Here is a 25,690-nt window from a genome sequence, read left to right as displayed (position 1 = left end):
CGCGCGGCGCTACACCATTCGCTCCACTACCGGCAGCATCGCGGCCACGACCGCAGCGATCGCCTTCGTGTTCGGATGCACCCTATCTGCCAGCACCATGTCGGAGTGCCCCAGCACACCCTGCGGGAAGAACGGCCAGACGGTCGCGCCGTGTTCGGCAGCCACCTCGGCATGGATGTTCAGATACGCAGCAGCGCGGTCGCGTATGAACGCCGGCGGCTCGACGGTCGTCAGGACCACGGGAATGCCGCAATCGCTCAGGCTCAGCAGGATGTTCGCGAGTTGCGCTCGGGTACGCGCTATGGGCACCTGCCGCAGGACGTCGTTCGGCCCTACCTGGACGATGGCCAGCGCCGGCCGCCGGTCGAGGCTGGACAGTAGTCGTGGCAGGCGGCGTAGAACGTCAGCGCTCGTATCGCCTGACACGCCGGCGTTGATCACAGAGACACCGGGATGTCGATACCGCAGCGACGACTGAAGTTGCGCCGGAAAGCTGTCCGCGACTGCCAGTCCGTATCCCGCAATGAGACTATCGCCGATCGCGAGGATTGAAGGTGGGACGTTTTCCATAAGTCGCCGCGACATAGGTCACAGGCGCAGCAATATAAGGTGACGCGGGCGTCTCATCGGTATTTCCGATGCGATCGTGTTCGCGGTACCGTGCAGGAGAACGTCCTCGCTGCAGCGAGGGCGATCAGCGAACTATCTATCGGTTCAATGCGTCGTCCGGCTGGCATCGGCCACGGCATTCAGGCAGTCCGCTAGCGCCTCCCATTGTCGGTATTGCTCCGGTCGCCCTGGCGGCGTCTTCTGCATACCAGACGCGACGACCGCGCAGGCACCCAGTTGCCCATGATCGGCCATCAGCGCGAATGCCTGCTCCCACGCGTCCTGCATCATGCCGACAACCAATCCGACTCGGCGTCATCGACCGCGGCAAACATGTCGCCCTCGGCCTGCATGGCGCTGAGATGCTTCCGTACCGCTTCGGGATCGCCGTTGCGCGGAAAACGCCGGTCGGCGACCGCTCCGATCGCAAGCTGACCGACAAGGTCGTTGCGGTCCTTCTGCGTCACGAGCCACTGGCCGAACGCTGGCCTTGGCTCCTGCTGGTCGTCGTCGTGATCGGTCATTCTCGCGTCCTACGAATCGTCGGTCTGACAATCGCATCAAATCGATGTTCTTGCAATGTTCTTGTGGAGCGATCGGGATCGAGCCTGGCTATCGGCATGCCGATCGCGACGTCTCCACACTGACGGAGCAACGATATGCGACAGGATCTGCGGCTGAGGGCGGCTGATGCCAGCACGCAAGCAGGGATGGCCGGTTCGTCAGATGAGCCGAAGCCAGACGATGCCAGAAGGCAGGCTTGCTAGTTCACGGCAGAAGCGGAGCGCCCCGTAGCGATTGGTCGGCGAACGTACTCGGCTGCAAATTGTCTTTGTCATGCGACCCTGGTGATTCTGTCGACGATCATACGGATCGCATCCCGGTCGAGCGGTGCGGGGTCGATAGAATTGTGGATGCCGATCCCCTCGACAAGCGCATCTAGGGCCCGCGCCGCGACCGGATCGAAAAACCGCCCCAGCGCGGCGCGACTATTGTCCATCCATTGCTGCATGACCGTCGTCACTTCGGGATGACGCGCCGCGTAGGCGTATAGTTCGTAGCTCAGCAACAGCGTGCGCGGATCTGCCCAGACCGATCCGGCAATGATGTCGACGACGCCCTCGATCGCCTCGCTGCGCGTGGTGGCTGCGTCCAGTCTCGCCTCAAACGCGCCGGACGAGGTCGTTGCCAGTTGCAGGAACGCGGTCGTCATCAGGTCCTCGAGCGACGCGAAATAATAGGTGACCGAGCCGAGCGGCACCGCGGCCGCCTCGGCAATCCGACGATGCGTGGTCCCCGCCACGCCGTGGCGTTCGATGACGATCAGTGTCGCGTCGACGATCCGCTGTCTGCGCTCCGGATCATTCCGCCGACGAGGTTCCACAGTCACTTTTTGCCTTTCCAGCAATTATGTACATATGTACATATTCGGCAATTGTAGCGAAAGGCAGCGCTTGTGAAGACCCCTGATATGTCGCGACGGACGGTTCTCGGCGGAGCGGCAGCGTTGGCGATCCCCGCGGTTGTGGCAACGCCGATCGCGGCGGCGAGCGGCAAATCGATACTCGGAAGATCCGACGGGCGGTGGTTGAACGAACCGAAGAGCTGGACCGTCGATCCGGATGGCGACCTGTCGATCGTCACCGACCAGGGAACCGATTTCTGGCGGGAAACGCATTACGGCTTTACGCGCGACAGCGGGCACTTCCTCGGTTTTACCGCGCCCGACGCCTTCACCGCACAGGTCCGCATTCGTGGCCAGTATGAAAAGCTCTACGACCAGGCCGGGATCATGGTGCGGGTCGACGAGCGCCATTGGGTCAAGGCCGGAATCGAACTGTCCGACGGGCGCGCGATGCTCAGCAGCGTGTTGACCGACGGCAAGTCCGATTGGGCGACCGGGCCTTACGAGCATCCGGCGCAGGATTTCTGGATGCGCGCGACCGTCGCCAAGGGCGTGCTGCGACTTCAGGTATCGGCCGATGGCAAGACCTGGCCGCTGGTGCGCCTCGCGCCGTTCCCGGTCGCAGCGTCGTATCAGGTCGGTCCGATGGCCTGCACGCCCGAACGCAGCGGCCTGAAGATCCGGTTCTCCGATCTCCGGATCACCGCCCCGCTCGGGAAAGACCTGCACGATCTGAGCTGAGCATGGCGACCGAAAAGCAGAAGATGTTGCGCGGCGACCTGTACACCGCGGGCGATCCCGAACTTGTAAGCGACGCGGCGGCGGCGTCTGTCTGGCTCGCGCGCTACAACACCGCGTCCGCTGCGCCTGCGTCCGAGCGGCATGCGATGCTGGCCGAGGCACTGGGCCACGTCGGCGACGGCGCCACCGTGCGATCGCCGTTCCACTGCGATTATGGCTACAACATCTACCTCGAAGACGGCGTCTTCCTCAATTTCGGCTGCATCGTCCTGGATGTCGTATCGGTCCGGATCGGCGCGGGAACGCAGATCGGACCGGGTGTCCAGATCCTGACGGCGGATCACCCCCGCGATCCAGCGATCAGGGCGAAGATGCTGGAGTTTGGCCGCCCGGTCGTGATCGGCCGCAACGTCTGGATCGGCGCCGGCGCGTTGATCCTGCCCGGTGTGACGATCGGCGACGATGCGATCGTCGGTGCCGGCAGCGTCGTCACCCGGGATGTCGCGGCGGGAACGACTGTTATGGGCATTCCCGCACGCGTAGCGACCAAGGACGATCCTGGCTCGCGCACTTAAGCCACGAGCGTCAGCCTTGCCTGCTTTTCAACGCGTCGGCCAGCGTCGTCCGCCAAGGCGTAGTCGGGCGACCGATCAGCGCGCTGAGTGCCCGGCCGTCGTCGAACAACGAGCCGGTCGCCGCCTTCGCATCGCTTTCCGCGAGCATGTCGGCGATCGATGCCGGGAGGCCGGCGCCTTCGAGGATCCGGCGATAGTCGTCCTGCGGTAGATCCTGGTAGACGACCGGGCGTCCCGCGATCTGGCCGATCGCAGCGGCGAACTCGGCAAGCGTGAACGCATCGTCCCCGGCGAGTTCGAAGACCCGGGTCTCGGCGGAACCATCGATCAGCACCGCCGCCGCCGCGTCGGCATAGTCTTCGCGGCTCGCGCTGGAAATCCTGCCGTCACCTGCACTACCGACCAGTGCACCATGCTCGATCGCGGCCGCGGCGGACATACCGTAATTCTCGGTATACCAGCCATTGCGAAGGATCGCGTACGGCAGGCCGCTCGCCTTAATTGCGGCCTCGGTCGCGCGGTGCTCGACCGCCAGGTTCATCGGATTGACGTCGGCATGGAGGATGCTGGTGTACGCGATGTAGCCGACACCCGCCGTCTTGGCGGCGGAGATCACGGCCTTGTGCTGCGCCTCGCGCGAACCGACTTCGCTCGACGAAATCAGCAGCATGCGCTCGACCCCGGCGAGTGCGGGCTCGAGCGTATCCGGCGCATCATAATCGAATGCCCGCACGACGACGCCGCGTGCGGCAAGGTCGCTCAGCTTGGCGGGATTGCGTACGAGCGCGACGATGTCGGATGGCCTGGCCGTCCGGAGAAGGGCGTCAATGACCAGACGACCAAGCTGGCCGGAAGCTCCCGTGACTGCGTACATGATGTTCTCCACTTTCACGCTGTTGATGGAGACGAGGTAAGCGCCTAACTTACGAAAGAGAAGTACGTACAAAAAGGTTAGTTTTGGAAATGACCACCGCATCGTCCACGCGCCTCGCCGATCGCATGGAACGCGGCGACGTGTTCGCGCCCCAGTGTCCCTCGCGCGCCATCCTGCGGCACGTGACGAGCAGTTGGGGCACGCTGGCGTTGATCGCGCTGCTACCGGGGACGCTCCGGTTCAGCGACCTTCGCCGCAAGGTCGCCGGCGTCAGCGAGCGCATGCTCTCGCAGACATTGAAGCAGCTGGAAGGCGACGGGCTCGTCCGCCGCCAAAGCTTTCCGGTCGTACCGCCCCGCGTTGACTATGCGCTGACCGAGCAAGGCAGACAGGCCGCCCTCCTCGTACAGGCGCTGGCCGACTGGATCGAAGACACTCTGCCCGAGCTTATCGGTGGCCAGTCTAGAATCGAATAGCGTGGCATCTCGCGCGCCGCCTGCGCCGAACAGTTTCACAGGTCTGAAGGATACCATCGATGAAATGTCAGCTGTACAATACCTGCCGCCCCGCGCGGATTCCTCGTGACGATGACCGACGACAAAAGACATCGATGAGCAGCACGGCGCGTTGCTCGACGACCTGCTCGCCAATGGGTAGATCCTGGCGCACGGCCCCGTGATCGATCCCGACGACAGCTATGCCGTTTCGCTGTACCGACTTGCGGACGATCAGGACATCGAGGCCATCACCGCGCTGGATCCGATCGTGTGAAACGGGATCGGACGTCACGAGCATTTGGATGCCCATCTGAAGGTGCGTACTTGAACACCGGTGTTTTCAACATGGCACAGCAAACCCAGGCAGAAGCTAGCGGTTGTACAGCTAGCCTCTTGCCCCCCGCAGATTTACCTATCGACTTCCGGACTTCAGCCACTCGTTCATCAGGTTGGACGGCAGGGACTGGGCAGGTCAGTCGCACTGCAGCCTTCGGAGAGGCGTGTGCGATAGCTGCCGTCGGGCCGCATCACCGCCTTTCTCCAAAACCATCGAGCTTCGGGACAGGCGGTAGCTGCAGATCCATAGTTCCGGCTAGTATCCTAATGGTCACCATTTGCATGCTGCCGCCCTTAGGAAGGGTCACTCCCATGCGTGACGAGTACGTCTTCACGTGACTTCAGACGTTGCTTTTGATTCCCCCATCGGGCTCGGGCATCGCGGAAGGCGGCTTTGTGATCAATGATCGGGGCAGGGAGCGGATTGTCGAGCCAGAGCCATGGCTCGTGTCCGAAGCCGACCGGCACCGGTTCCAGTTCGGGGATCCACCGCCTGACGTACGTCTCGGACGGATCGAGATCGCGGCCTTGCTTGACCGGATTGAGGATGCGTGGACCGCGATCCTGCATGATCGTCCCATCGTTCAGGCCGACCTGTGGCCAGGTGATGCCAGGCTCATAGTCGTCGAACATCTCGGCAAGTGCGCCACCGACCTCCGCCGCGGGGAGCTGAAGAAGCTGAACGCCGTAGGACGTGACCAGCTGCCGCAGTCGGAAATTAATCCACCCGGTGCCAGCCAGCTCCCGCATTGCGGCGTCGGGCATGGGGATGCCGGTGCGACCGTCTCGCCATGCCCGCACTCGCTCCACCTCCGCCGGAGTCGATGCCAGCGGTGGCGTCGTGTCCTGGTAGCGGGAGAATGTCGTCAGAAACCCCGTCCTCATGCTGACCCTGCTTCGGAAGTGGCGAAACGACGCACCTTCCGGCGTCCGTGATTGCCGAGGATTGGCCGCGTTCCAGGCGCGTTCGGCCTTGATGGTTTCCCATGTCGCACGGTCACTCGACAGCGTTCCCGCGGCAAAATGGGTCGAGAGCTGGCTGGAACTCGTCCGGTCCCGACCTGGTATCCACATGTCGGCCAGATAATTGCGATCCGGCAGCGCAAGCAGGAACGCGCGCAGCAGCAGGATTGGGTGATCGTCAGGCAAGCGGGCAGATTCGACCTCCCGATCCTCAGAAAGGAACGGACGGTCGGCTTTTGCACCGCCCGGACCCAACCGTCGGATCATCTCGCCGTTGACCGTCAGGAGAGGGATGTTCGCTTCTTCCAGTTCGCGCTCCCACTCCAGACGATACGCGTTCTCGATCGCCATGCCGTCGGCTGCGTTGCGAATGACGGATGTGCACCCCAACCGACGGCATGCGTGCACGAGCGATGCGTCGTCTTCGGGACCCACGATTTCGAACGCTATGCCCCTGTCGCCTAGCTGCTTGCCGAGACGGATCTCAGCCGCATCCTCGATCTCCCGCCGGTGCTGGGTACGCAGGGGCCGGCCTCGCGCTTCGGGAAGAATGCGAAGAACCGCCAGTCCATCGCCGTTAGGGTCCGATGCCAAGGCGAAGGCGAGATTGTCTTCCAGTCGCAAATCCTCGGCCAGCAGGACGAGGATCTTTCCAGGCAAGGACGTTGGCATCTTCGGCACCCGTCAGTTCGGATTGACGACGAAGTTGGTGAAACCGCCGCCGCGTTCGGCTTTTCCCACAATCTCTTCGAGCTGCATGTCGGAGTGGACATCGTACAGTCGTGCAGCCTGCAGCATCTGGGGCATCGCCATGAATTCATCCTCGTGGATCGACGACGCGAATATTGCCGGCCCAGCGCAGAGCGTGGGACGGCAGTATTCGGGCTCTTCGGACTTGAAGCCAGTTACGCCGCGGCAGCTGGATTGACGCTGGCTTCAGCGACTTCGGTGTAGCGACGGTCGAGCGCGTGGCACTCTTCGATCATCTGCTCTAGCGTCTCGGCATGCGCGGGCATCCCGAGCGCCTTGGCAGCGGCACCATGGGCGCCGTATGCTGCGATGAAATAGTGCAGCCCGGTCTGTTCACCCGTTACCAGCGCGACATCGACGATCTCGGGTTCCTCTGCCGCCTCGAGCGACAGGCCGACGCCCTCGCCGATACCCTTCATGATCTGATCGACGAAGTCGTTCGGCTGTTCACCGATGTCGCCGAGAAAGCCGACAAACGCCTTCTGGTGCTGTTCGAGCATCGTCCTGCCATCGCCCGCCAGCGTCTTGCCGTCGCTGTCGGTGAAGTGCTGCTCGGCCTTCGACGCGGCCGCGACACCCTGTTCGCACGCCGAGCGTACGGCATGCGATCCAGCTTTGTACCATTCCATATAGGCTGCTTTAGACATCGTGCGTCCTTGAACTGTGACCCCGCGCACACCGATCCGTGCCGCAAACGCGGACGGAACGACGGACGAAAAGGCGTTGAAAGGGTCGGTTGAAGAAATGCGATCGCCGCCGTCATTAACGGAGGTTTTCGTCCATTAAAGACGCGTCGGCGCGATCATGGTTCCCGGGGCGATAGAAATAAGCCCTGAAAACAGTCTTCCGGCAATGCTGTCGCCCGAGAGCGTCGTCAGCCTTTGAGCAAACCGGTCGTGGTCATCATGACGATCGCGTCGTCGACATGACGACCGACATGCTCTTTCAGCAGTTCGGGATCGACGCCGAAGGTCGCCTGGAAACTGATTGGCTGAAGCGCGAGTTCGACGAACCGGCAGGCGATCGGCAAGGCGTTCTCTACCGACCTGCTCCCGTCCGGCCCGACGATCGCCTCCGCGACGAAGCGCGCCGTGCCGTCGAAGCTCTTCTGATACCCGAGCGTCGCCAGCGCCGGAAAATTGCCGGCCTCTGCCGCGGTGATCCGCATCAGCGCGACACACCGTGCGTCGAGCATCACCCGCGCCAGCTCGCGTCCCAAATGGCGCAACCGGCTTTGCACGTCGCCATCGGACGGAGCGGCTTTCAGATCGTCGAACATCGCGTCGATCGACCGCGTCACCACCGCCGCGAACAATGCCTCCTTGTTCGCATACCGCCCGTAGAGCGTCGATTTTCCCGTCCGCGATCGCTCCGAGACCTGGTCCAGCGTCGTCCGCCCGAACCCCTGTTCGAGAAACAGCGCGGTCGCTGCGTCGAGGACGCGCTCATCCACCAGCCCGCGATCTTCGGCGCGGGGGCGGCCTCTACGCGGGCGATGTGTCGGAGGAGCGTCGGCCATAGCGTCAGAGTTAGTCCATTCACCCGGCATTGCAACAAAGGACGATACCGTCCGTTACTGCGCGATGGACGATCGAGCGTTCCTATTCGCCAAACATCCGGGCGACAACACCGAGGGGTGGGTCGCTACACATCGCGGTGCCTTGCATGCTGCCCGCGACGATCATCTCGCGCTCGCCGAAAACCCGATCAGTCGCCGACGAATGTGATCCCGACATCGCCGGCGTCCTCTTCCACGCTGTCGAACCCGTGGTCGCCGTCCTCGCCACCGGCGCCTGATCATCCCTACAAGGAGTATCCCGATGATCGATGCCGCCACGTTCAAGTTCCTGCGCGAGCTAAGCAAGAACAACGACAAGGAATGGTTCGAGGCGCACTGTGACCGCTACGATACGTTGCTCGAGAACCTGACGGATGTTGCGGCGACGCTGATCGACGACGCCGCCAGCTACGACGAGGCGGTGGCGGGGCTGGATCTCGATCCGAAGAAGTGCATCTCGCGCGTCCACCGCGACATGCGGCCCAGCCGGTCATACCCCGCGCCCGCGTCGGCGGACACGGTCTGGCGACCGAGCGCACGCGCCTGCTCCGGGCTCTCGGCAAGCGCTTCCTGGCGGGCCCGTGCTGCACCGAGTTGCGGGTTGGTCGCATAGGCCGTCGCTATCGCCTCGCGCAGGATTCCGCCGAAACCGGTGCAGCAAGGAACGCCACGCCGATCAACACCAGCAACTTAGTCATGGCGGAGCGCCCAGGCCGGCGCAGCACGGCTGGCGCGGAGCGACTGGCCGAGCACGGTCAGCACTGCGATCGCAAGCGCGAGCAGGCTGGCGCCGACGAAATAGAGCGGCGATAGCGTGATCCGGTCGTCGAACCCGGCCAGCCACGTCCGCATCGCCACAAAGGCGAGCGGCCATGCGATGACGTTGGCGATCAGCACGGGGCGGAGAAACTGGCCGACCAGGAGCATGACGATATCGGCGGACGACGCGCCGAGCGTCTTCCTGATCCCGATCTCCCGGATCCGCCGCGCGGTGTTGAACGAGGCCAGACCCCACAGCCCGACGCAACCGATCAGCACCGCCAGCGCTGCGCCGATGCCGAACAGCCGCGTGGCGCGGTCGTCGGTCTCGTAAAAGGCGTTCAGGCGGGTATCGGCGGTGTCGGCGGCGAACGGCACCTGCGGCACGGTCCGCTGCCAGACCTTCCTCACCGCGTCGAGCATCGCGCGGGGGTCGCCCGCAAAGCGGATCGAGGCGACCGCCGTGCCGGTACGCTCGGGCTCGCGGTAATAGATATAGTAGGCCGCGCTGTTGGGTTCGCGAGGCGAGGAAAAGCGCATGTCGTCGACCACGCCGATAATCGTCCGCGGCCGGTCGCCGCCAACCGTCTTGCCGACCGCATCCTCCGGCGAGCGGAAGCCCAGCACGGCGACCGCGCGTCGGTTGATGACGATGGCTATGGGCACCCCTTTTGCGCGGGACGGATCGTCGTCCGCGCGATGCGCTTCGTCGAAGACCCGGCCAGCTAGCAAACGCGCGCCATAGACCCGGAAGAACGCCGGCCCGACGATCGACCAGCGGAGCGACGGTCCGGGACCGGTCACGCCCGGTAAGGGTACGTTGTCGCTATTGTCCTCGCCGCTGCCGCCGACCGCGGTGTTGCCGACGGCGACACCGGTGACACCCGGAAGATTGCGGATCGCCGCGATGACCGCGCGACGCTGCGCGCTGTCGACGAGGCTGTCGCGCATCGACAGGAGCACCAGCAGCCCCTCGCGCCTGAAACCGAGATCGGACTGGCGAACATGGCGGGTCTGCGCGACCAGCACCGTGGTGCCTATCATGAACGCGATCGCCAGCGCGAACTGCAGCACGACCAGCCCCTCGCGCGTGCGGGTTCCGGCACGGCCGCCGCCTGGTGAACGCGCCGACGCCAGCACCGCCGCCGCGGGAAACCGCGACAGCAGCACCGCCGGATAGAAGCCGGCGACGATCCCCACCACCACCGCAAGCACCGCCAGCGCGGGCACGACGAGCGCATAGGGAATGCTCAGCGACAGGCCTCCGGCCGCGTTGACCAGCGGCAGTCCGAGTTCGGCGAGGATCAGGCCGGTCAGACCCGCAACGATCACGGTCAGCACCGCCTCCCCCAAGAACTGACGAACCAGGGTGGCGCGGTCCGCACCCAGGACCTTGCGCATCGCCACCTCGCGTGCGCGCAGACCGGCGCGTGCGGTCGCCAGGTTGACGTAGTTCACGACCGCGATGACCAGCGTCAGCAGCCCGACCAGCCCGAGCGTCACGACGGTGATCTTGCGGCTGGCGCTTTGCGATCCGGTCGGCTCGAGATGAAGCCGGTCGATCGGCAGAACGGCGATCCGCTGCGTGTCCCACGCATTCTTGCCGAGATCCGCCAAGCCTCGCCGGTTCACGAACGACGGCATTGTCTGCGAAAACGCGCGCGCGGCGGCCGGCGTATCGAACCGCAGGAACGTCTGGAGCGACGTACTGCCCCAGTGGAACCAGCTCTCCGACGGCGGGGTCCGCGGCAGCAGGATCAGGATCGAGAGCCGCAGGTCGCTGGTCTTGGGCAGGTCGCGGAAGACGCCGGCGATCTGGTAGTTGGTCTGCGCATCGGTCGCGATCGTCAGCGTCTGACCGACGGGGTTGGAGGTGCCGAAATATTTGTGCGCCACGCTCTCACTGATCAGCGCGTTGGTTGGGCTGGCAAGCGCGGCGTGTCCGTCGCCCCGCGCCACCGGCAGGTCGAATACCCGGAAGAACGATGCGTCGACCTGCGCGACGTCCTCGGCCGTCGCGACACCGCCGCGGATCACCGATCCCCCGTTCTCGCCGCCGCGGATCCGCGTGCCGACGATACCGGGGAAATCCTCACGCAGCTGGTCCAGCAGACCGCCCATCGTGTTCGGATAGGCACCGTTGACGGGGCTTTCCGGCAGGTTCCACACCGTCTGCACGACATAGATTCCGGCGTGGCGCGGCAGCCATTTCTCGAAGCTCGTCTCGAACCGGACGTAGAGCCCGAGGACGAGAAAGACGGCGACCCCCACCGCCAGCCCGCCGATGTTGAGCGCGGCATAAAGCCGGTGGCGGGTCAGCGACCGGTAGAGCGAGAGCAGGGCGAAGCGGTTCATTGCGGATGATCCGAACGAGAGGAGATGGCGACGGAATCAGTCATGGCGCAGGGCCCAGGCGGGCGCGGCACGACTGGCACGGACTGACTGGCCGACGATGGTGATCAGCGCGATCGCGAGCGCGAGCAGGCTGGCGCCGACGAAATAGATCGGCGACAGCGCGATCCGGTCATCGAACCCGGCCAGCCACGTCCGCATCGCGACGAACGCTAGCGGCCACGCGACCAGATTGGCGATCAGCACAGGCCGCAGGAACTGGCCTATCAACAGCCGGACGATGTCGGAGGACGACGCGCCGAGCGTCTTCCTGATGCCGATCTCGCGGATCCGCCGCGTCGTGTTGAACGAGGCGAGGCCCCATAGCCCGCCACAGGCGATCAGCACCGCCAGCCCCGCGCCGATCCCGAACAGCCGCGCAGCATGATCGTCAGCCTCGTAGAATGGCGCGAGCCGGTGTTCGGCAGTCTCGACCGACAACGGAACCTCGGGCGCGAGCCTCCGCCATGTCGCGCGCACCGCGTCCATGACGGCCTTGCGATCGCCCGCGTAGCGGATCGCCGCTACCGGGGTCGGCGGCATATCGCGATAATAGACGTAATACGTCGCCTGGTCGGGTGCGCGTGGCGCATAAAAGCGGAGCTGGTCGATCACGCCGACGATCGTGCGGGGCATGCCGCCGCCGACCGTTTTGCCGATCGCTTCGGTCGGCGAGCGGAAGCCGAGCGCCGCCGCGGCCTTGCGGTTGATGACGATATTTCGCCCCTTCGGCCACGCCTTCCAGTCGCTCGAATCGTCCGCGCCGTGGGCATCGTCGAATAGACGTCCGGCAAGTAGCGTGACGCCGTAGGTGCGGAAGAAGCCCTTGCCCGCAATGATCGTGGCGACCGACAGGCCCGGCGGGGGGCGTCCCGGCATGTCGATCACGTCGATATTGGCGGTACCGTCGCCGCCCGGTCCGGTGCCTCCGACACCGACAGACTCGACACCGGGCAGCGCGCGCATCGCCGCGAGGATCGCGGTCGCGCGCGCCGGCCAGATCGCCTTGTCCAGCAACGAAGAAACGGTAAGCAGGCCATCGCGCCGGAAACCGAGATCCGCCTTGCGGACATGCGCGGTCTGCGCAGCGAGGATCATCGTGCCGGTGACGAACGCGATCGCTAGGCCGAACTGGAACACTACCAGTGCCTCGCGCAGACGCGTTCCTGCGCGCCCCCCGCCCGGCGCGCGCGCCGACGCCAGTACCGTTGCGGCGGGATAACGCGACAACAGCAGCGCGGGATAGAACCCGGCGAGCAGACCAACGATCAGCACCACAAGCGCCAGCGACGGCACGACCAGCGCATAGGGGATCTTGAGCGCCAGCCGCGCCGCCGCATTAACGAATGGCAGGCCGAGTTCGGCGAGGATCAGGCCAAGCAAAGCGGCCAGCGCGGCGGTAGCGATCGCCTCGCCGAGGAACTGGCGTATCAGCGCGGCCCGGTCCGCGCCCAGCACCTTGCGCATCGCCACTTCGCGCGCGCGCAGGCTGGCCCGCGCGGTGGCGAGGTTCACGTAGTTCACGATCGCGATCAGCAGCGTCAGCACCCCGACGATGCCGAGCGTCGCAACGGTCAGCTTGCGTCCCCCGCTCTCCTCGCCGACCGGTCGCAGATGCGCGGCGGCGATCGGGATCAGCGGCAGCGAGAAGATATCGGTCGGTGCCGGCCCGAAATCCTGCCCCGCACGGCGTTTGATGAAGGCCGGCAGCGCCTGCTGAAACCGCTGTGCCGCACCCGGCGTCTCGAACCGCAGATAGGTCCAGAGCGACGCGGTGCCCCATTTATACCATGCCCATTCGGCGGGCGGCGGCGTGCGCGGGATCGGCAGCAGGATCGAGAAGTGGAGATCGGTGTTGGCCGGCAGATCCTCGAACACGCCCGCGACGCGGTAATTGGCGGGTGCATCGACCGCGATCCGGATCGTCTGCCCGACCGGATCGGTGGTGCCGAAGAATTTGCGCGCGGCGGAGCGGCTGACCAGCGCGGCAACCGGATCGGTCAGCGCTCGCGCGCCCTCGCCGCGCACCATCGGCAGGTCGAACACGTCGAAGAACGCCGCATCGACCTGCGCGACATCCTCCTTGGTGGCGTCGTCACCGCGCAACACAGTGCCGCCGCCCTTGCCGCCGCGGATACGCGTGCCGACGAGGCCGGGGAAATCCTGCCGCATCTGTTCGAGCATCCCCGACATCGTTCCCGGATAGGCGCCGTTGAACGCGTTGCCCGGCAGATGTAGCGCGCTTTGCACGACATAGATGCCCCGGTGTCGCGGCAACCACGTCTCGAAGCTCGTCTCGAACCGGACATACAGGCTCAGAACCAGGAACACGGCGATGCCAACCGCGAGCCCGCCGATGTTGAGCGCGGCATGCAGCTTGTGACGCGTGAGCGACCGGTAGAGCGAGAGCAGGGCGAAACGGTTCATCGCGCGCGGGACCTTTCGAACACGGGGATGGTCGAGCGATAGGTTGGCTCAGAGCGCGCGCGCGGCGGACGCGACGATGCGGCCGTCGAGCATGTCGATGCGGCGCTTCGCCATGTCTGCGTGGCTAGGCGAATGCGTGACCATGATGATCGTCGCGCCCTCGTTATTCAGTCCGGCGAGGATATTCATCACCTGCTCGCCATTGGCGGTGTCGAGGTTGCCGGTCGGCTCATCGGCGAGGATCAGCTTGGGCGCCCCGACAATCGCGCGGGCGATCGCGGCGCGTTGCTGCTGCCCGCCCGACAGTTGGTGTGGATAATGCCGTGCACGGTGGGCGATGCCGACCTTGTCCATCGCAGCGGCGACCCGCGCCCGCCGGTCCCCAATCCCCTTGCCGGCGTCATCCTTGCGATAGGCCAGCCCGAGCGCGACGTTCTCCTCGATCGTCAGTTCGTCGATCAGGTTGAAGCTCTGAAACACGAAACCGAGCGTGGCGCCGCGGAACTGCGCCAGTGCCTTCTCGTCGAGCGCGGCGAGATCGCGATCGTCGAACAGATACTTGCCCCCCGTCGGACGATCGACGGTGCCGAGCGTATTGAGCAGAGTCGACTTGCCACACCCCGACGGGCCCATGATCGCGACGAACTCGCCCGCCTCGACGTGCAGGTCGATATCGGCGAGCGCGGTCGTCTCGACCTCGTCGGAGACGTAGCGGCGCTGGATATTCTCAAGATGGATCACTTGAAGCCTTTCGGAGGATGGGTTTAGCGGAGGTTGAGGATGTCGCCCTTCACGGTCGCGGTACCGGAGGTGACGATGCGGTCGCCTGTGGCCACGCCGGACAGGATCTCGACCTGTTCGGGATTGCGCCGACCGGTCTTGACCGCTTGGCGGCGGGCGTGACGGCTGTCGGCGTCAAGCACGAAGACAAACGCGCCGCCGCCCGATTCCAGCCAGCCGCCGACCGGCGCGACGAGTGCGGGGGCGGTGCTGCCCAGCGTGATCCGGCTGTCGAGTGTTTGGCCGCGGTTGAGCCCGGCCGGCGGGGCCGACACGAACGTCAGTTCGACGCGGAAACGCCCGTCCTTCACCGCCGGCAACACCTTCGACACGCGCAGCCGTGCGTCACCCGCCGTCGCCGTCTGCCCTACCGCGACGCGCCCAAGATAATATTCGTCGACGTCCGCTTCGAGCTTCCACGAGCCTTCGCTGTCGACCTGCCCCGCAGGGTCACCAGCCTTGAGCGTCTGGCCCGGCTGGATCGTGAAGTTGGTCAACCGCCCACCCGCCGGCGCACGAATCACCAGTGCATCCAGACCGGCACGCACCGCCAACAGGTTGCTTTCCAGGCGACCGCGCGTGTCGTCTAGCCGTTGGCCTTGCGTGGCCGTGATCCGCGCCTCCGCCGCGCCGCCGGATTGCAACTGCGCGAGGCGCTTTTCCTGGTACGCCGCCTCCTCTACGAAGCTCCGCACCCCCGCATCTGACACAAAGCCCTTGTCATGCAGCTGCTGGCGAATCCCCAGTTCGCGACGCGCCTTGATCAGGTCGTAGTTCGCCTGTGCGATCTGGCCGGCGCGATCGAGGCGGTTGCGCTCGATCCCCAGATTCTCACCCGCGACACTGCCGAGCTGGCTCGCGATCTGTGCCTCGCGGGTCAGCACGTCAAGCTTGAGCGTCGGGTTGGCGAGCGTCGCGAGCGGCTGGCCTTCGACGACCATCGTACCGTCCTGTACGAGCAACTTTTCGACCTGCCCGCCCGACAACACGCCGACCAGCGTCGTGACGCGCGGCGCAACGGTGGCGCGCACCGGCAAATAGTCGGCGAACGGTACACGCTCGACGACGCCGGTCTCGACGTCGGCAACGGCCATGTCGGTCGATCCGCTGGCCGGCAGGAACCGCCACACGAACGCCGCAGCGACGATCAGCGCCACCGCGATCAGCACGCGCGGGTTGCGCCACCGAGGCGTCGCATGCCGGTCGACCCGGCGGTCCATTGCCGCGCCCGCGGATGGGCTGGCAGAAGCAGTTGCGTGTACAAGCTGTTCGGGCATCATGGTGCCAGTGTCGCCGATCACCGGCCGAAAGACTAAATCGTTATGGATCAGCTGCTTAACATGACAAATCCACCAGGCGGCCGTTCGAAAATGGACGCACCGTCCACCAATGGACGGTCCGAGGCCATGTCAACTGCCGCCACCATCCTGCTGATCGACGACAATCATGCGGTGGCTCGGGCAATGGAGATCGTATTCCGCATGGCAGGGCACCGGCTGGATGTCGCGGCCACGCCGGAAGACGCCTTCTCTCGGCTCGCCGCGTGCCGCTACGATGCCATCCTGCTCGACATGAATTTCAGCGCGGGTGAATCGAGCGGCCGCGAAGGGATGACCTGCCTCGCTCGCATCATGTCCGACGATCCGAACGCCCGCGTCGTGATCATCACCGCCCATAGCGGCATACGGATCGCGGTGGCGGCGATGCAGGCCGGCGCAAGCGATTTTCTGATGAAGCCGTGGCGCAACGCCGAGCTGATCGTCAAGGTCGAGGGCGCCATCGCTCGTGGCGCGACCGTCAGCACGGGCACGCCCCGCTCTGCCAACAGCGACGAGCCGGCGCGGTTGGTCGGCGAAAGCGCGGCGATGCACCGGTTGCGCGACCTCGTTCGGCGGATCGCTCCGAGTCCGGCGGGCGTCACAATCACCGGCCTCCCGGGCAGCGGCCGGACGCTGACCGCGCTCGCGATCCACGCCGCGTCGCCGCACGCGGATACGGCGCCGATGCGGATCGACCTGCGCGACGCGGCGGCATGGGCTCGGCTCAACGATGCCCGGAGCACCGCGATCTTGCGCCATCCTGATGAGCTCGACGCGATCGCCCAGTCGCGCTTGCTCGACCGCCTCCCGCCCGGCCTGCGCTGCATCGCGATTGCCAGGACCGTAGCGCCGCTGACGCCAGCACTGCGGCGGCGACTTTGCATCGTTGAAGTCGCCGTCCCACCCCTATCCACCCGCGACGACGATGCCGTCCTGCTCGCGCGGCATTTCGCCCGCGTTGCTGCGCACCGGTTCGGTCAGCCAGAACCGAGGTTGAATGAAGCCGCCGTGGCCGCGATCCGCGCGACCGTGTGGCCCGACGATGTGCGCGGGCTGGCACTTAGCGTCGAGCGCGCGGTGCTTCTGTCGGATGGCGGCATCATCGACGCAGCGATACTCGCTCCCCCGACGGCCGATGCGCCGATCGCGGCCGGCGCATCCGACGCAGCGTTCGATCTGAGCGATGCCGAAAGGACGCTGATCGAGGCGGCCCTGCGCGAGCATCGCCACAACGTTACCCATGCTGCCACCGCGCTCGGGCTGAGCCGAGGCGCGCTGTATCGTCGCATGGCACGCTATGGGCTTTAGACTGCCTGCGAACAGGGGCCTTTCCGCGATCCTCGCAAGCATCGGTCTCGTTGCGTCTGGAATCGCCGGAGCGACGGCATGGCGGATCGGCCTGTGGGGCCTGCTGACGGGCGCAACGCTGATCGCCGCGTGGCTGGGAACGCTCGTCTGGTGGGCAGTCATGCGTCCGCGGGCCGCTCCCCAGCCATCGACGGCAACCGAAACGGACGCCGACGCTTTGGTCTTGCGCGTCCTGCTCGACGCCGCGCCGACTCCGCTGCTCGGCATCGAGGGCAACGCAGCTCGGGCTCTCAACCGTGCCGCCCGCACGCTGTTCGCGACCGACGACCGCATCCTCCCAATCGATGCCGCGCTCTCCCAGCCAGGTGTGAGCCATCTGAGCCACGAAGGCCGACGCTGGCGGATCGACCGCGTCACCGTCTCGGACCATCGCGCTGTCGCCGCCTTGATCGATATCGAACAGGAGGAGCGCGTGGCCGAGGCGCGAGCGACCACCGAAATGATCCAGGTGCTGGGCCACGAATTGCTCAACGGCCTGGCGCCGATCGCTTCGCTTGCCGAAAGTGGGGTGACGGCCGTCGACCGGCCGGGCGTCGATATCGACCTCCTGCGTGAGATTCTCTGCACGCTGGCCCGTCGTGCCGAGGGATTGCAGCGCTTCACCGAAGCCTATCGTGCGCTAGCCCGCCTGCCCGGCCCTATAATGAGGCCGACGAACCTTCGCGAGATGGCGAACGATCTCGCGCGGCTAAGCGTCGGACGCTGGCCCGATACCACGCTTTCGGTTGAGGTTGACGACGGTCTCACATGGTCGTTTGACCGCGATCAGATCGATCAGGCGCTTTGGGCGCTGCTACAGAATGCAGCAGAAGCGGCGCGATCGAGCGACGCGCGGGTCAACCTGTCGATAAGTCATGTCAAAGCCGAGCTCGTTATCGATGTCATGGACAATGGCGCAGGTATCGCTCCGGCTAGTTCCACGCTAGTCTTTCGGCCGTTTCATACGACCAAGCCAGACGGTAACGGCATCGGCCTCAGTCTCGCGCGACAAATTGCGCTAGCTCATGGCGGGAGCCTCACGCTCGTGAACGGCCCCGGCACCATATTTCGCATGACCCTTCCGCAAGCTTAGCGCTTCGAACAACATTACCCATCGGCATAGTGCGCAACAGATCGACCATAAGCCGACATTCGTAGCGCGTTCTAGCCTTCCCAACTTCCGCCATTCATTCATCGGTGTGCAATCATCCTGAAGCCGTATTGAATGACGGAAATTGAAGCCGTCGTCCCGAAGGGAGGCACCCAACAGCGTTTTCTGCGTGCAGCATATGCCGCTTACATGCGGACTTCTCTTGGCAGCCGGCCCGCTCACCGGTAACGAGCCTAGCCGAGATTACAGGCACAGTTAGGGCAAGCACGCATGTTGATCACCGTTCGCGATAACAATGTCGATCAAGCCTTGCGCGCGCTGAAAAAGAAACTGCAGCGCGAGGGTGTGTATCGCGAGATGAAGCTGCGCCGCCATTATGAAAAGCCATCCGAGAAGCGCGCGCGGGAGCATGCAGCCGCAGTCAGTCGCGCGCGCAAAGCCGATCGCAAGCGCGAGGAACGTGATCGCTGATAGGAAGCTGGCGATGAAAATTGGAACCCGCATTGACGAAACGGGCACTTTGTCACGCGATGGTGGTGCCTTCTGGCTGCGCCGCGACGCAGGCGGACGCTATCAGCTGGAACTTCAGCGTACGCCCGTGGACTTGGTTGAGAAGCGGGTAAGGCTAGTCGGCACACTCGTGGGCGCCGAACTGGTCAGCGCCGACGGCGTCGCGCCGGCATAACGCGAGCGCGCGTCATCCGATCTCGAAACAGCGTACTTGGTAACCTGTCTTTTGAAATTGCGGCGGCAGGCTGGACCCCATTGTGGACGTTCACGGGGTAATTTCAGCTCCCCAATTTCGGCCCTTCGTTCATGTCTAGGCGGGGCTATTGGCGCACGCATTCCCCCTACCTGACGGCAAGCTGAATTTCCCGACTAAGATCAATTCCGAGGATGACCTCCCCGTCTCGATCGTCGCGCCTTTGCAGGAAAGACTGCGAGCCTTGCTAGAACCGCAAGATCGGTCGAGCGCGTCATATCCGGGAGCGCCTAGCTAGCGACGCCACGGAGGACAGGACGATGAAGGCGGCGCTTCCTAACTACCATGCCCGGATGCAGCGGGTACTAGATCACATCGACCAGCATTTGGACGATGACCTAGACCTAGATGCGATGAGCGGCGTCGCGGCCTTTTCGAAATTCCACTTCCACCGGCAGTTCACGGCGACCTTCGGGCTATCCGTGCATCGCTACGTCCAGTTCGCCCGCATGAAGCGTGCATCCTATCGGCTGGTCTATAGGGACGCGCAGAGTATCACTGAAATAGCAATGGACGCCGGATACGACGCCCCGGATGCCTTTGCCCGCGCCTTCCGGAACGGGTCGGGCAATCGCCGTCGTCGTTTAGGAAGGCTCCCGATTGGGAACCGTGGCTTGCGGCCTTCGAGCCTCTCAACAACGCTAGGAGCAAGCTCATGCAGACCACCTACACACCCGACGATGTGACGATCCGTGACGTAGCCCCGACCCCGGTGGCGATCATGGAGCATCGCGGCGACCCGGTAACAATCGGCGCTACCATTCAGCGGTTCATCGCTTGGCGGAAGGCAACCGGCCTGTCGCCGACGGTTAGCCCGACGTTCAACGTTTTCCACTCCGATCCGCGCACGACTCCCCCGGCCCAGTATCGCATGGATCTATGCGTCGGCACCGATCGACCGATCGAGGCAAACGGCGAGCGGATCGAAACCGGCACCATCCCCGGCGGACGCTGCGCGGTGCTGCGCGTCGTCGGCAACACCGACAATCTGGAGCTGGCCGCGCTGTACCTCTACCGCGATTGGCTACCCGCTAGCGGGGAGGAGGCACGAGATTTTCCACTCTACTGCCAGCGCGTCGCCTTCTTTCCGGAGGTGCCGGAGCATGAGGCAGTCGCGGAATTGTTCCTGCCACTAAAGTAGGTTGGTGAAGGGCAGCATTGATCCTTTGCGCCGTCGCAGCAAACAAGCCGCCCCCTTCCCGAAATTCGATCATAAAACGACAATTGAGGATCACCCCTCCCTGATGCCACTTGCTGGCGGAAGTGCCACCCTTTTGACGCATTCTACAAAGATAAGGCCGATTATTCCGTTCTCGCCGAACCTCGGAAATTTGAGCTGGCAAAGAATGTATCGAGGTTATCGCGGAGTTGTCGGCCCATTTTTGGCAATGGCCTCCGCTGTTTTGCCTGCGATACGAGGCGTCGAAAGGACATTGGGTACGCACTTCCAGCGGCCAGCGTCAGCGGGCTCGTCGCAAAAAACGTCGAGAGCAGCCCCGCCAAGATGACCTGTTTCTAATGCAGCAATCAAAGCATCTTCATTTATAAGGGATCCACGCGCGACATTCACCAAATACCCTTTGGGACCTAGATCATTGATAATGTCGCTGGAGATAAGGCCGGGGAGCCGCGGACCGCGCTTTGCCCTATCGATCACCCGGCGAGTCATCGCGCAAACCCGCGATGCTCTGTCAGCGCTTTGGGCGGCAACACGAATGGAGAAAAAATAAAGCGTTTTGCACGCGATCACTCGGCAGCTCAGTCAAAGTCTGCATCGTAGGCGTACGGACCGTAGAGCGGGTTCGCACTGCGGCACGCTGCCTGTAAGCCGACACTATCTCATTGCGGTAAAGAGTGTAGAACTGCCTGACGACCATGGCAACGGGAGCCTACAGTGATCCTGGTCCGGCTCTTCTCATATCGTGCACGGACGGCGCCGCTGCGGTGGCTCGCTTGGCTGACGCTGAAGCTGGGGTTTGGTTGGCTGAGCATCGAAACGCTAGCTCAGGTGGAAGGCGTCGTGCTGATGAGCGTGTTCGCCGCGCTAGGCTTATTCGCAGCGAAGATCGGGACCGAAACGGTGCGCCGCGTTCATGACTGCGGGCAGAGCGGCTGGTGGGTGCCGACGGTCGCCACTGGCGTGGTCGCGCTTGTGCTGACCGCAGCCGCGCGCTGGTTAGGCCATGATGCCGATGCGATTGTCTGGGGAACGCTAACGCTTGCGGGAATTGCGACAGCGGCGTTGGGGCTGCGACCGGGCGAGCGCGGTATCAATGACCATGGCGCCCCGCCCACGCCTTGGACATCGAGCGGACCTGCCGATGGGCGGGCGGGTCTGATGGTAGCTGCGTTGTTGCTGGCAGCGGGGATCGCCGCGGGCGGTGCAGTTATTACATGGCAGAATGCGCTGGTCCGCGAGCGTGATGCACGCATGCGCGCTGCCGAGCCGCGCGCGCCGGACACTTCGGCGATACAGACGACAGCCAACGAGGTATCGATGGACCAGGAGCGTGAAGCATCCGGCAATGATAATACTGCCCTGTCGACGCAGATCGACAGCCTGCTCAACGAAGGACACGCGCGATGATCACGGCCAACGCCGAGCGGCTGAAAGCCGCACAGTTGCTGTTGATCCGTTTTATCCAGATCGGGCGCTCAGGTTCCAAGGCAGATGCAAAGCGATCAGCGGCGCTGCAACGGAGTCCCGCAGGCTGGCCGATCCCGGACCACGGCGGCTTTCGCATCGATACCAAGTCAGACGTCGAAATCGCCTGCTGGGTGTTTCCCAAGTCAAGCTATTCTCTTGAACGCCTCGCTCGCTCCATCAATAATCCCCGCTATTTTTTGAAGCTGTGCGGCGCGGCCGGTGATTTGCAAGCAGCCCTACCGAGTGGCGGGACGCTACACGCTCCGGACTACTTCATGGAGGCAACTGCGATGCCCCAGAGCGAGCACTTGCCGGACGGATACAGGATTGAGGTCAAACGAACCGGCATGGACATTAGCAGATGCCGCCCTGGCGCGATCGCGGTACCTCAGGATTCAGAGCGGGTGACTACAAATCCAGATGTAGAAACTGGTTGAACGCGGTAGCTCTATATTCTCCAAACGCCGCTCCGTTCGTGAAACCTCGACGGCGGTAGAGCGCGAGGGCTGGCTCGAACGCAGCACCGCTACCGGTTTCGAGGCTCAACCGTTTTACGCCCCGGCTTCGCGCAACACCTATAATCGTATCCAGCAGGGCCGCTGCTGCCCCCTGACGCAGGAACTCAGGGTGAGTTCGCATCGACTTCACCTCAGCGCCATCGCCGGCCAGCATCTTGATCGCGCCAACACTGGCAACCTGGCCGTCACGCCACGCCGTCCACACCGCGATTTCCGGAGCCTGCAAGCCTGTGAGATCTAGAGCAAAAACATTGTCCGGGGGCGAGGTGTCATGCATTCCAGCAAGATGCAGCGCCAACAGGGAACGGGTTTGATCGCCGGATAAATCGTCTTTGCGGATTTCGAACATCTTGCCTCTTGCTCGCCAGTTCACGTCCCAGCCTGAATATCCGCCACATTGATCTTCATCAATGCCCCTAGCAATTTTCGAACAGGACACGTCGCCATAAAGCCCTCTCGTTCGATAAGAGTCGAGATAGCGCAAAATTTCTAGGTCGACGACCTCAAGGCATCTGCTTGGAAAGCAATGGCTATACCTCAGATATATTTGCACATCGCCGACTGAGCCCCAGCTTACATCAAAATTGGAGATTGCCTGATAGTCTGGTGGTTTTTCAACCTCGCCAACAACGCATCAGCGCATTAATGGAGCCACGCACATTTCCTCCGCAGCTCCTTTCAGCAACGCGCGCAATACCACGCTGAGACGGTCCGTTTCCACGCGCCGATCAACGTACGTGTCGACGGCAGCGCCGCATTGGAGGGATGCCGGAAATCCCCGGCCTAGAGTCCGTTGGAAAGCCGCACCGGCGTTCCTGCCATGATCGGAAAGACAGCTATGCCCCTCCCCTCGAAGTTGAGCGTTGCCCAGGCAATGATTGTTACTGCCGCGACCGCCTTCAGTACGACGCTGTGCCTGCTGGCGGTCGTTGGTCCCGTTTACGAGCGATCCGCCCACATGGCCGTGAGCAGTCCGCAGACGCGACCGAGCGCATTTGCTTAGCCGACCCGCAGTGGCACCGACAGGAAATGCCGAACATGCGCCACGAACGCGAGCGACGCGGGCTCCCGCCCGAGCAGGAGATGGTTGTCGCTGTCGAGCGTGACGAACTCGGCACCCGGTATCTCGGCGGCAAGCTCGCCGCCGGTCGCCAGCGGGATACGACGATCGCCGCGCGCGTGCATCACCAGCGTCGGCGCCTGGACGTCCTTCAGAATCGCGCGGACGTCGATATTGGCGAACACTTCGAGATAGCGCGCGGCGTTCTCCGCATGGACGGTCTGGCGCTGAAAGATGTTGAACCAGTCGAGTTCCTCCGCGGTCGCGCTCGGCATGAAGGTCGCAGTCACGACCTGGCGGTAGGCGGCATCGGTACGCCCCCAACCCTGCCGGACGAGCGTGATGATCGCCTCGCGTTCCTCGATCACATCCGGTGTGGCATTGATCCGCCACCCGGCGGCATACCCGCCCCACAAAATCAGGTGACTCACTCGTTCGGGATGGCGCACCGCGTAAGCGATCGCGACCGCGCAACCCTGCGACAGGCCCAATAACGGGAAGCGATCGATCCCGGCGGCATCGACCACCGCCTCCAGATCGCTGACGAACGCGTCGAAGTTGATATCCGCGACACACGCTTCCGACATGCCGTTGCCCCGCGCGTCATAGCGTACGAACATGTGATCGCGCGCCAGCTCCTGGAACAGCGGGGCCCAAATCGGCGCATCCCAGTCGAGCTCAAGGTGGTTGAGCCAGTTCGCGGCCTTGACGAGCGGCGGCCCCTCCCCGACGCAGGCATAGGCTAGCCGAACGCCGTCCGCCGCCTTGCAGAACTGAATCTTTTGCCGCTGCAGCATGTCGTGTGCGGGCAGAACCGGGATCGCCAGTTCGCGCGCCGCTTCCTGTGTCGACGGCGGTGGCGGCAAGCCCGCCTCGCTCACCGCATCCGCAAAGCTACGCTTGGCGACCTTCGCATCGTCCTGCCGCCCGAGCTGACGTAGGGTCTCCTGCAGATGCACCGCCGCATCAGTGTTGAACGGATCGGCGTCGAGCCACTCTCGCGCCCAGGGAAGTCGATCCTCCGGCGACAACGCGATCGATACCACCAGACGGTGCAACAGCGATCGACGCAACCGCTCGGCGGCCGCGCGTTCGGCGGCAAGCCAGATCGCGAACCGCTCATGCCGCGGCATATCGAGCCCCGCCAGCAACGGCTCGCGAAGAGCAACCAACGCTGCCAGCAGATCCGCTGCCACGGGTGGCTCCGTTTCGAGCGCCCGTTGCGCGTCATGGATATCGACGACGATCCCCTCGCGGTCGATCACGACCGTCTCGCGGTCGGCAATCAGCCGTCGGCGATCCCGGTCCATGACGGGCCGCAGCTTGCTCAGCGACCAGCGTAGCGCGCCGCGCGGATCGTCGGGACCCTCGTCCCACAACAGGTCGCACAAGTGTTCGCGGCGTTGTGGGCGGTCCGCCAAGAGAAGATACGCGATCAGCGCCCGGGTCTTGCGCGAAGCGGGGAGATCAACGGCCAACGATTCTGACGTTATCGCCAGAGAACCCAGTAAGTTGACGACCAGATTTGGCAAATGATCGATCGATACGGCCTCTCGACGTGAGAAAGCATTTACCACGCTGCCAGCGGCAATGTCCACGCGCGCTCAATCGCTGGTCCCCACGACAGGGGTCGAGTGCAACATCGACGAAACGCGACACGACGTCGCACCCGATCGACTGGACCAATCCCCATGAAAACCTCGTATCTTCCCGAAACGCCGATGCTGGCCCGCTTGCCCGCAGGGTTGCTGTGACGTTCTGGCTCGACCTGGGCGGCGTTGCCGTGCGATCGGATCGCAAGTTCCCCGCCAACGACATTGCTTCGCCGTCTGCCGCGATCCGTATCGGGCATGTCCTCAGCGTAATTGTGATCATGCTGCTGTTCGCCGATGCGGTCGCCCAGCTGGTTTCGTTGCCGGCGCTGCGTGCCGAGGTCGAGGCGAGCGGCTTTCCCTTCGCGTTGTCGCCGGTGGTCGGAACGATCACGATGACCTGCGTCCTCCTGTACGCGGTCCCGCGCACCGCGGTGCTGGGCGCGATCCTGCTCACCGGGTTTCTGGGCGGCGCGATCTGCCTGCATCTCCGCCTCGGTGAAATCGGTTCGCCACCGCAGATGCTCTGCCTGACGCTCGGCGTCATGGCGTGGGGCGGACTGTACCTGCGCGATCCGCGGTTGCGCGCGCTACTGCCCTTTCGCGCCTGACCCGCCACGCCCTTTTCACTTCAAACGCTGTCACTTCGGGTGCCGGCGAAGGACCCG

The 25,690-nt window shown here is 64.2% G+C and carries 30 protein-coding genes; 14 read left to right on the top strand and 16 right to left on the bottom strand.

Annotated features, from left to right (window positions below):
• Window positions 1-9: 9 nt before the first annotated feature.
• The 4 genes from C8J43_RS14310 to C8J43_RS14295 form a co-directional block, all read right to left on the bottom strand.
• A complete protein-coding gene (locus C8J43_RS14310) occupies window positions 10-570 on the bottom strand; it encodes a GDSL-type esterase/lipase family protein (RefSeq protein WP_165899635.1) in 561 nt (186 codons plus the stop codon).
• 144 nt (window positions 571-714) lie between these two features.
• Window positions 715-900 (bottom strand): hypothetical protein, encoded by a 186-nt coding sequence (locus tag C8J43_RS14305; protein ID WP_133031513.1) that lies wholly within the window; start codon window positions 898-900, stop codon window positions 715-717.
• A complete protein-coding gene (locus C8J43_RS14300) occupies window positions 897-1,133 on the bottom strand; it encodes a YozE family protein (protein WP_056050007.1) in 237 nt (78 codons plus the stop codon). The genes C8J43_RS14305 and C8J43_RS14300 overlap by 4 nt, the downstream gene beginning before the upstream one ends.
• A 311-nt stretch (window positions 1,134-1,444) precedes the next feature.
• Window positions 1,445-1,999 (bottom strand): TetR family transcriptional regulator, encoded by a 555-nt coding sequence (locus C8J43_RS14295; RefSeq protein ID WP_207893412.1) that lies wholly within the window; start codon window positions 1,997-1,999, stop codon window positions 1,445-1,447.
• Window positions 2,000-2,065: 66 nt separating this feature from the next.
• Between C8J43_RS14295 and C8J43_RS14290 the strand changes: the two genes are divergently transcribed.
• On the top strand, window positions 2,066-2,755 hold the full coding sequence (locus tag C8J43_RS14290; protein ID WP_207893411.1) for a DUF1349 domain-containing protein: 690 nt from the start codon (window positions 2,066-2,068) through the stop codon (window positions 2,753-2,755).
• A gap of 2 nt (window positions 2,756-2,757) precedes the next feature.
• On the top strand, window positions 2,758-3,330 hold the full coding sequence (locus tag C8J43_RS14285; RefSeq protein WP_133031512.1) for a sugar O-acetyltransferase: 573 nt from the start codon (window positions 2,758-2,760) through the stop codon (window positions 3,328-3,330).
• 10 nt (window positions 3,331-3,340) lie between these two features.
• Here the strand turns inward: C8J43_RS14285 and C8J43_RS14280 are convergent, their stop codons facing one another.
• Window positions 3,341-4,204: an SDR family oxidoreductase gene (locus tag C8J43_RS14280; protein ID WP_133031511.1), complete on the bottom strand. Its 864-nt coding sequence runs from the start codon at window positions 4,202-4,204 to the stop codon at window positions 3,341-3,343.
• An 89-nt stretch (window positions 4,205-4,293) separates the two neighbouring features.
• Between C8J43_RS14280 and C8J43_RS14275 the strand changes: the two genes are divergently transcribed.
• Window positions 4,294-4,680 carry a helix-turn-helix domain-containing protein gene (locus tag C8J43_RS14275; protein WP_133031510.1) on the top strand — a complete coding sequence of 129 codons (387 nt, stop codon included), beginning with the start codon at window positions 4,294-4,296 and terminating at the stop codon, window positions 4,678-4,680.
• 651 nt (window positions 4,681-5,331) lie between these two features.
• On the opposite strand, the gene C8J43_RS14270 is transcribed toward C8J43_RS14275, so the two are convergent.
• From C8J43_RS14270 to C8J43_RS14260, 4 genes are all read right to left on the bottom strand, one after another.
• Window positions 5,332-6,672, bottom strand: coding sequence for an FAD-binding domain-containing protein (locus tag C8J43_RS14270; protein WP_133031509.1), 1,341 nt, complete (start codon window positions 6,670-6,672; stop codon window positions 5,332-5,334).
• Window positions 6,673-6,684: 12 nt separating this feature from the next.
• Window positions 6,685-6,813, bottom strand: coding sequence for a hypothetical protein (locus C8J43_RS22565; protein ID WP_279388840.1), 129 nt, complete (start codon window positions 6,811-6,813; stop codon window positions 6,685-6,687).
• Between the two features lie 92 nt (window positions 6,814-6,905).
• Complete coding sequence (locus tag C8J43_RS14265; protein WP_133031508.1) at window positions 6,906-7,397, bottom strand: DUF892 family protein; 492 nt, start codon at window positions 7,395-7,397, stop codon at window positions 6,906-6,908.
• A 227-nt stretch (window positions 7,398-7,624) separates the two neighbouring features.
• On the bottom strand, window positions 7,625-8,203 hold the full coding sequence (locus C8J43_RS14260) for a TetR/AcrR family transcriptional regulator (protein WP_207893410.1): 579 nt from the start codon (window positions 8,201-8,203) through the stop codon (window positions 7,625-7,627).
• Window positions 8,204-8,415: 212 nt separating this feature from the next.
• Between C8J43_RS14260 and C8J43_RS22560 the strand changes: the two genes are divergently transcribed.
• Entirely contained in the window at window positions 8,416-8,547 is a 132-nt protein-coding gene (locus C8J43_RS22560) for a hypothetical protein (RefSeq protein ID WP_279388839.1), read from the top strand.
• 23 nt (window positions 8,548-8,570) lie between these two features.
• Complete coding sequence (locus C8J43_RS14255) at window positions 8,571-8,921, top strand: DUF2461 family protein (RefSeq protein WP_133031506.1); 351 nt, start codon at window positions 8,571-8,573, stop codon at window positions 8,919-8,921.
• Window positions 8,922-8,998: 77 nt separating this feature from the next.
• On the opposite strand, the gene C8J43_RS14250 is transcribed toward C8J43_RS14255, so the two are convergent.
• From C8J43_RS14250 to C8J43_RS14235, 4 genes are read right to left on the bottom strand one after another with little or no spacing between them, the layout of a single operon-like run.
• The gene (locus C8J43_RS14250; protein ID WP_133031505.1) at window positions 8,999-11,422 is read right to left on the bottom strand and encodes an ABC transporter permease; all 2,424 of its coding nucleotides are present in this window, start codon (window positions 11,420-11,422) and stop codon (window positions 8,999-9,001) included.
• A 36-nt stretch (window positions 11,423-11,458) separates the two neighbouring features.
• Entirely contained in the window at window positions 11,459-13,885 is a 2,427-nt protein-coding gene (locus tag C8J43_RS14245; protein ID WP_133031504.1) for an FtsX-like permease family protein, read from the bottom strand.
• 48 nt (window positions 13,886-13,933) lie between these two features.
• Complete coding sequence (locus C8J43_RS14240) at window positions 13,934-14,626, bottom strand: ABC transporter ATP-binding protein (protein WP_133031503.1); 693 nt, start codon at window positions 14,624-14,626, stop codon at window positions 13,934-13,936.
• A gap of 23 nt (window positions 14,627-14,649) precedes the next feature.
• On the bottom strand, window positions 14,650-15,885 hold the full coding sequence (locus tag C8J43_RS14235; RefSeq protein ID WP_133031502.1) for an HlyD family efflux transporter periplasmic adaptor subunit: 1,236 nt from the start codon (window positions 15,883-15,885) through the stop codon (window positions 14,650-14,652).
• 186 nt (window positions 15,886-16,071) lie between these two features.
• Here C8J43_RS14235 and C8J43_RS14230 point away from each other — a divergent pair, with 186 nt between their 5' ends.
• The 6 genes from C8J43_RS14230 to C8J43_RS22360 all read left to right on the top strand — a co-directional run bounded on the left by C8J43_RS14230 (window position 16,072) and on the right by C8J43_RS22360 (window position 20,346).
• Window positions 16,072-17,292 carry a response regulator gene (locus C8J43_RS14230; RefSeq protein WP_133031501.1) on the top strand — a complete coding sequence of 407 codons (1,221 nt, stop codon included), beginning with the start codon at window positions 16,072-16,074 and terminating at the stop codon, window positions 17,290-17,292.
• A complete protein-coding gene (locus C8J43_RS14225) occupies window positions 17,282-18,424 on the top strand; it encodes a HAMP domain-containing sensor histidine kinase (RefSeq protein ID WP_133031500.1) in 1,143 nt (380 codons plus the stop codon). The genes C8J43_RS14230 and C8J43_RS14225 overlap by 11 nt, the downstream gene beginning before the upstream one ends.
• Before the next feature lie 288 nt (window positions 18,425-18,712).
• Window positions 18,713-18,913, top strand: a complete 201-nt coding sequence (rpsU, locus tag C8J43_RS14220) for a 30S ribosomal protein S21 (protein ID WP_056052371.1) — start codon at window positions 18,713-18,715, stop codon at window positions 18,911-18,913.
• A gap of 13 nt (window positions 18,914-18,926) precedes the next feature.
• On the top strand, window positions 18,927-19,127 hold the full coding sequence (locus tag C8J43_RS14215) for a DUF5818 domain-containing protein (protein ID WP_133031499.1): 201 nt from the start codon (window positions 18,927-18,929) through the stop codon (window positions 19,125-19,127).
• 338 nt (window positions 19,128-19,465) lie between these two features.
• A complete protein-coding gene (locus tag C8J43_RS22365; protein WP_243645585.1) occupies window positions 19,466-19,891 on the top strand; it encodes an AraC family transcriptional regulator in 426 nt (141 codons plus the stop codon).
• On the top strand, window positions 19,861-20,346 hold the full coding sequence (locus tag C8J43_RS22360; protein ID WP_243645584.1) for a GyrI-like domain-containing protein: 486 nt from the start codon (window positions 19,861-19,863) through the stop codon (window positions 20,344-20,346). Before C8J43_RS22365 ends, C8J43_RS22360 begins: the two co-directional genes overlap by 31 nt.
• 216 nt (window positions 20,347-20,562) lie before the next feature.
• Here C8J43_RS22360 and C8J43_RS14205 read toward each other — a convergent pair whose 3' ends face one another.
• On the bottom strand, window positions 20,563-20,874 hold the full coding sequence (locus C8J43_RS14205) for an NAD(P)-dependent oxidoreductase (protein ID WP_133031498.1): 312 nt from the start codon (window positions 20,872-20,874) through the stop codon (window positions 20,563-20,565).
• Between the two features lie 225 nt (window positions 20,875-21,099).
• Here C8J43_RS14205 and C8J43_RS14200 point away from each other — a divergent pair, with 225 nt between their 5' ends.
• Both C8J43_RS14200 and C8J43_RS14195 read left to right on the top strand, forming a co-directional pair.
• Complete coding sequence (locus tag C8J43_RS14200; protein ID WP_133031497.1) at window positions 21,100-21,792, top strand: DUF805 domain-containing protein; 693 nt, start codon at window positions 21,100-21,102, stop codon at window positions 21,790-21,792.
• Window positions 21,789-22,289: a hypothetical protein gene (locus C8J43_RS14195; RefSeq protein ID WP_133031496.1), complete on the top strand. Its 501-nt coding sequence runs from the start codon at window positions 21,789-21,791 to the stop codon at window positions 22,287-22,289. The genes C8J43_RS14200 and C8J43_RS14195 overlap by 4 nt, the downstream gene beginning before the upstream one ends.
• On the opposite strand, the gene C8J43_RS14190 is transcribed toward C8J43_RS14195, so the two are convergent.
• Window positions 22,261-22,854: a GNAT family N-acetyltransferase gene (locus C8J43_RS14190; RefSeq protein WP_243645583.1), complete on the bottom strand. Its 594-nt coding sequence runs from the start codon at window positions 22,852-22,854 to the stop codon at window positions 22,261-22,263. The genes C8J43_RS14195 and C8J43_RS14190 overlap by 29 nt on opposite strands.
• A gap of 515 nt (window positions 22,855-23,369) precedes the next feature.
• Window positions 23,370-24,908: an alpha/beta fold hydrolase gene (locus C8J43_RS14185; protein ID WP_207893409.1), complete on the bottom strand. Its 1,539-nt coding sequence runs from the start codon at window positions 24,906-24,908 to the stop codon at window positions 23,370-23,372.
• 272 nt (window positions 24,909-25,180) lie between these two features.
• On the opposite strand from C8J43_RS14185, the gene C8J43_RS14180 reads away from it, so the two are divergent.
• Window positions 25,181-25,633, top strand: coding sequence for a DoxX family protein (locus C8J43_RS14180; protein WP_207893408.1), 453 nt, complete (start codon window positions 25,181-25,183; stop codon window positions 25,631-25,633).
• The last annotated feature ends 57 nt before the right edge of the window (window positions 25,634-25,690 follow it).

The sequence above is a fragment of the Sphingomonas sp. PP-CE-1G-424 genome (genome assembly GCF_004341085.1).
Lineage (GTDB): Bacteria > Pseudomonadota > Alphaproteobacteria > Sphingomonadales > Sphingomonadaceae > Sphingomonas.
This window is presented reverse-complemented; position numbering and strand designations above follow the sequence as displayed.

What these genes read in the sequence shown, in the direction of transcription:
- C8J43_RS14310 (WP_165899635.1), bottom strand. Translation starts at nt 570, where the DNA reads ATGGAAAACGTCCCACCTTCAATCCTCGCGATCGGCGATAGTCTCATT.
- C8J43_RS14305 (WP_133031513.1), bottom strand. Translation starts at nt 900, where the DNA reads ATGATGCAGGACGCGTGGGAGCAGGCATTCGCGCTGATGGCCGATCAT.
- C8J43_RS14300 (WP_056050007.1), bottom strand. Translation starts at nt 1,133, where the DNA reads ATGACCGATCACGACGACGACCAGCAGGAGCCAAGGCCAGCGTTCGGC.
- C8J43_RS14285 (WP_133031512.1), top strand. Translation starts at nt 2,758, where the DNA reads ATGGCGACCGAAAAGCAGAAGATGTTGCGCGGCGACCTGTACACCGCG.
- C8J43_RS14280 (WP_133031511.1), bottom strand. Translation starts at nt 4,204, where the DNA reads ATGTACGCAGTCACGGGAGCTTCCGGCCAGCTTGGTCGTCTGGTCATT.
- C8J43_RS14275 (WP_133031510.1), top strand. Translation starts at nt 4,294, where the DNA reads ATGACCACCGCATCGTCCACGCGCCTCGCCGATCGCATGGAACGCGGC.
- C8J43_RS14270 (WP_133031509.1), bottom strand. Translation starts at nt 6,672, where the DNA reads ATGCCAACGTCCTTGCCTGGAAAGATCCTCGTCCTGCTGGCCGAGGAT.
- C8J43_RS22565 (WP_279388840.1), bottom strand. Translation starts at nt 6,813, where the DNA reads ATGGCGATGCCCCAGATGCTGCAGGCTGCACGACTGTACGATGTCCAC.
- C8J43_RS14265 (WP_133031508.1), bottom strand. Translation starts at nt 7,397, where the DNA reads ATGTCTAAAGCAGCCTATATGGAATGGTACAAAGCTGGATCGCATGCC.
- C8J43_RS22560 (WP_279388839.1), top strand. Translation starts at nt 8,416, where the DNA reads ATGCTGCCCGCGACGATCATCTCGCGCTCGCCGAAAACCCGATCAGTC.
- C8J43_RS14255 (WP_133031506.1), top strand. Translation starts at nt 8,571, where the DNA reads ATGATCGATGCCGCCACGTTCAAGTTCCTGCGCGAGCTAAGCAAGAAC.
- C8J43_RS14250 (WP_133031505.1), bottom strand. Translation starts at nt 11,422, where the DNA reads ATGAACCGCTTCGCCCTGCTCTCGCTCTACCGGTCGCTGACCCGCCAC.
- C8J43_RS14245 (WP_133031504.1), bottom strand. Translation starts at nt 13,885, where the DNA reads ATGAACCGTTTCGCCCTGCTCTCGCTCTACCGGTCGCTCACGCGTCAC.
- C8J43_RS14235 (WP_133031502.1), bottom strand. Translation starts at nt 15,885, where the DNA reads ATGGACCGCCGGGTCGACCGGCATGCGACGCCTCGGTGGCGCAACCCG.
- C8J43_RS14230 (WP_133031501.1), top strand. Translation starts at nt 16,072, where the DNA reads ATGTCAACTGCCGCCACCATCCTGCTGATCGACGACAATCATGCGGTG.
- C8J43_RS14225 (WP_133031500.1), top strand. Translation starts at nt 17,282, where the DNA reads ATGGGCTTTAGACTGCCTGCGAACAGGGGCCTTTCCGCGATCCTCGCA.
- rpsU (WP_056052371.1), top strand. Translation starts at nt 18,713, where the DNA reads ATGTTGATCACCGTTCGCGATAACAATGTCGATCAAGCCTTGCGCGCG.
- C8J43_RS14215 (WP_133031499.1), top strand. Translation starts at nt 18,927, where the DNA reads ATGAAAATTGGAACCCGCATTGACGAAACGGGCACTTTGTCACGCGAT.
- C8J43_RS22365 (WP_243645585.1), top strand. Translation starts at nt 19,466, where the DNA reads ATGAAGGCGGCGCTTCCTAACTACCATGCCCGGATGCAGCGGGTACTA.
- C8J43_RS22360 (WP_243645584.1), top strand. Translation starts at nt 19,861, where the DNA reads ATGCAGACCACCTACACACCCGACGATGTGACGATCCGTGACGTAGCC.
- C8J43_RS14205 (WP_133031498.1), bottom strand. Translation starts at nt 20,874, where the DNA reads ATGACTCGCCGGGTGATCGATAGGGCAAAGCGCGGTCCGCGGCTCCCC.
- C8J43_RS14195 (WP_133031496.1), top strand. Translation starts at nt 21,789, where the DNA reads ATGATCACGGCCAACGCCGAGCGGCTGAAAGCCGCACAGTTGCTGTTG.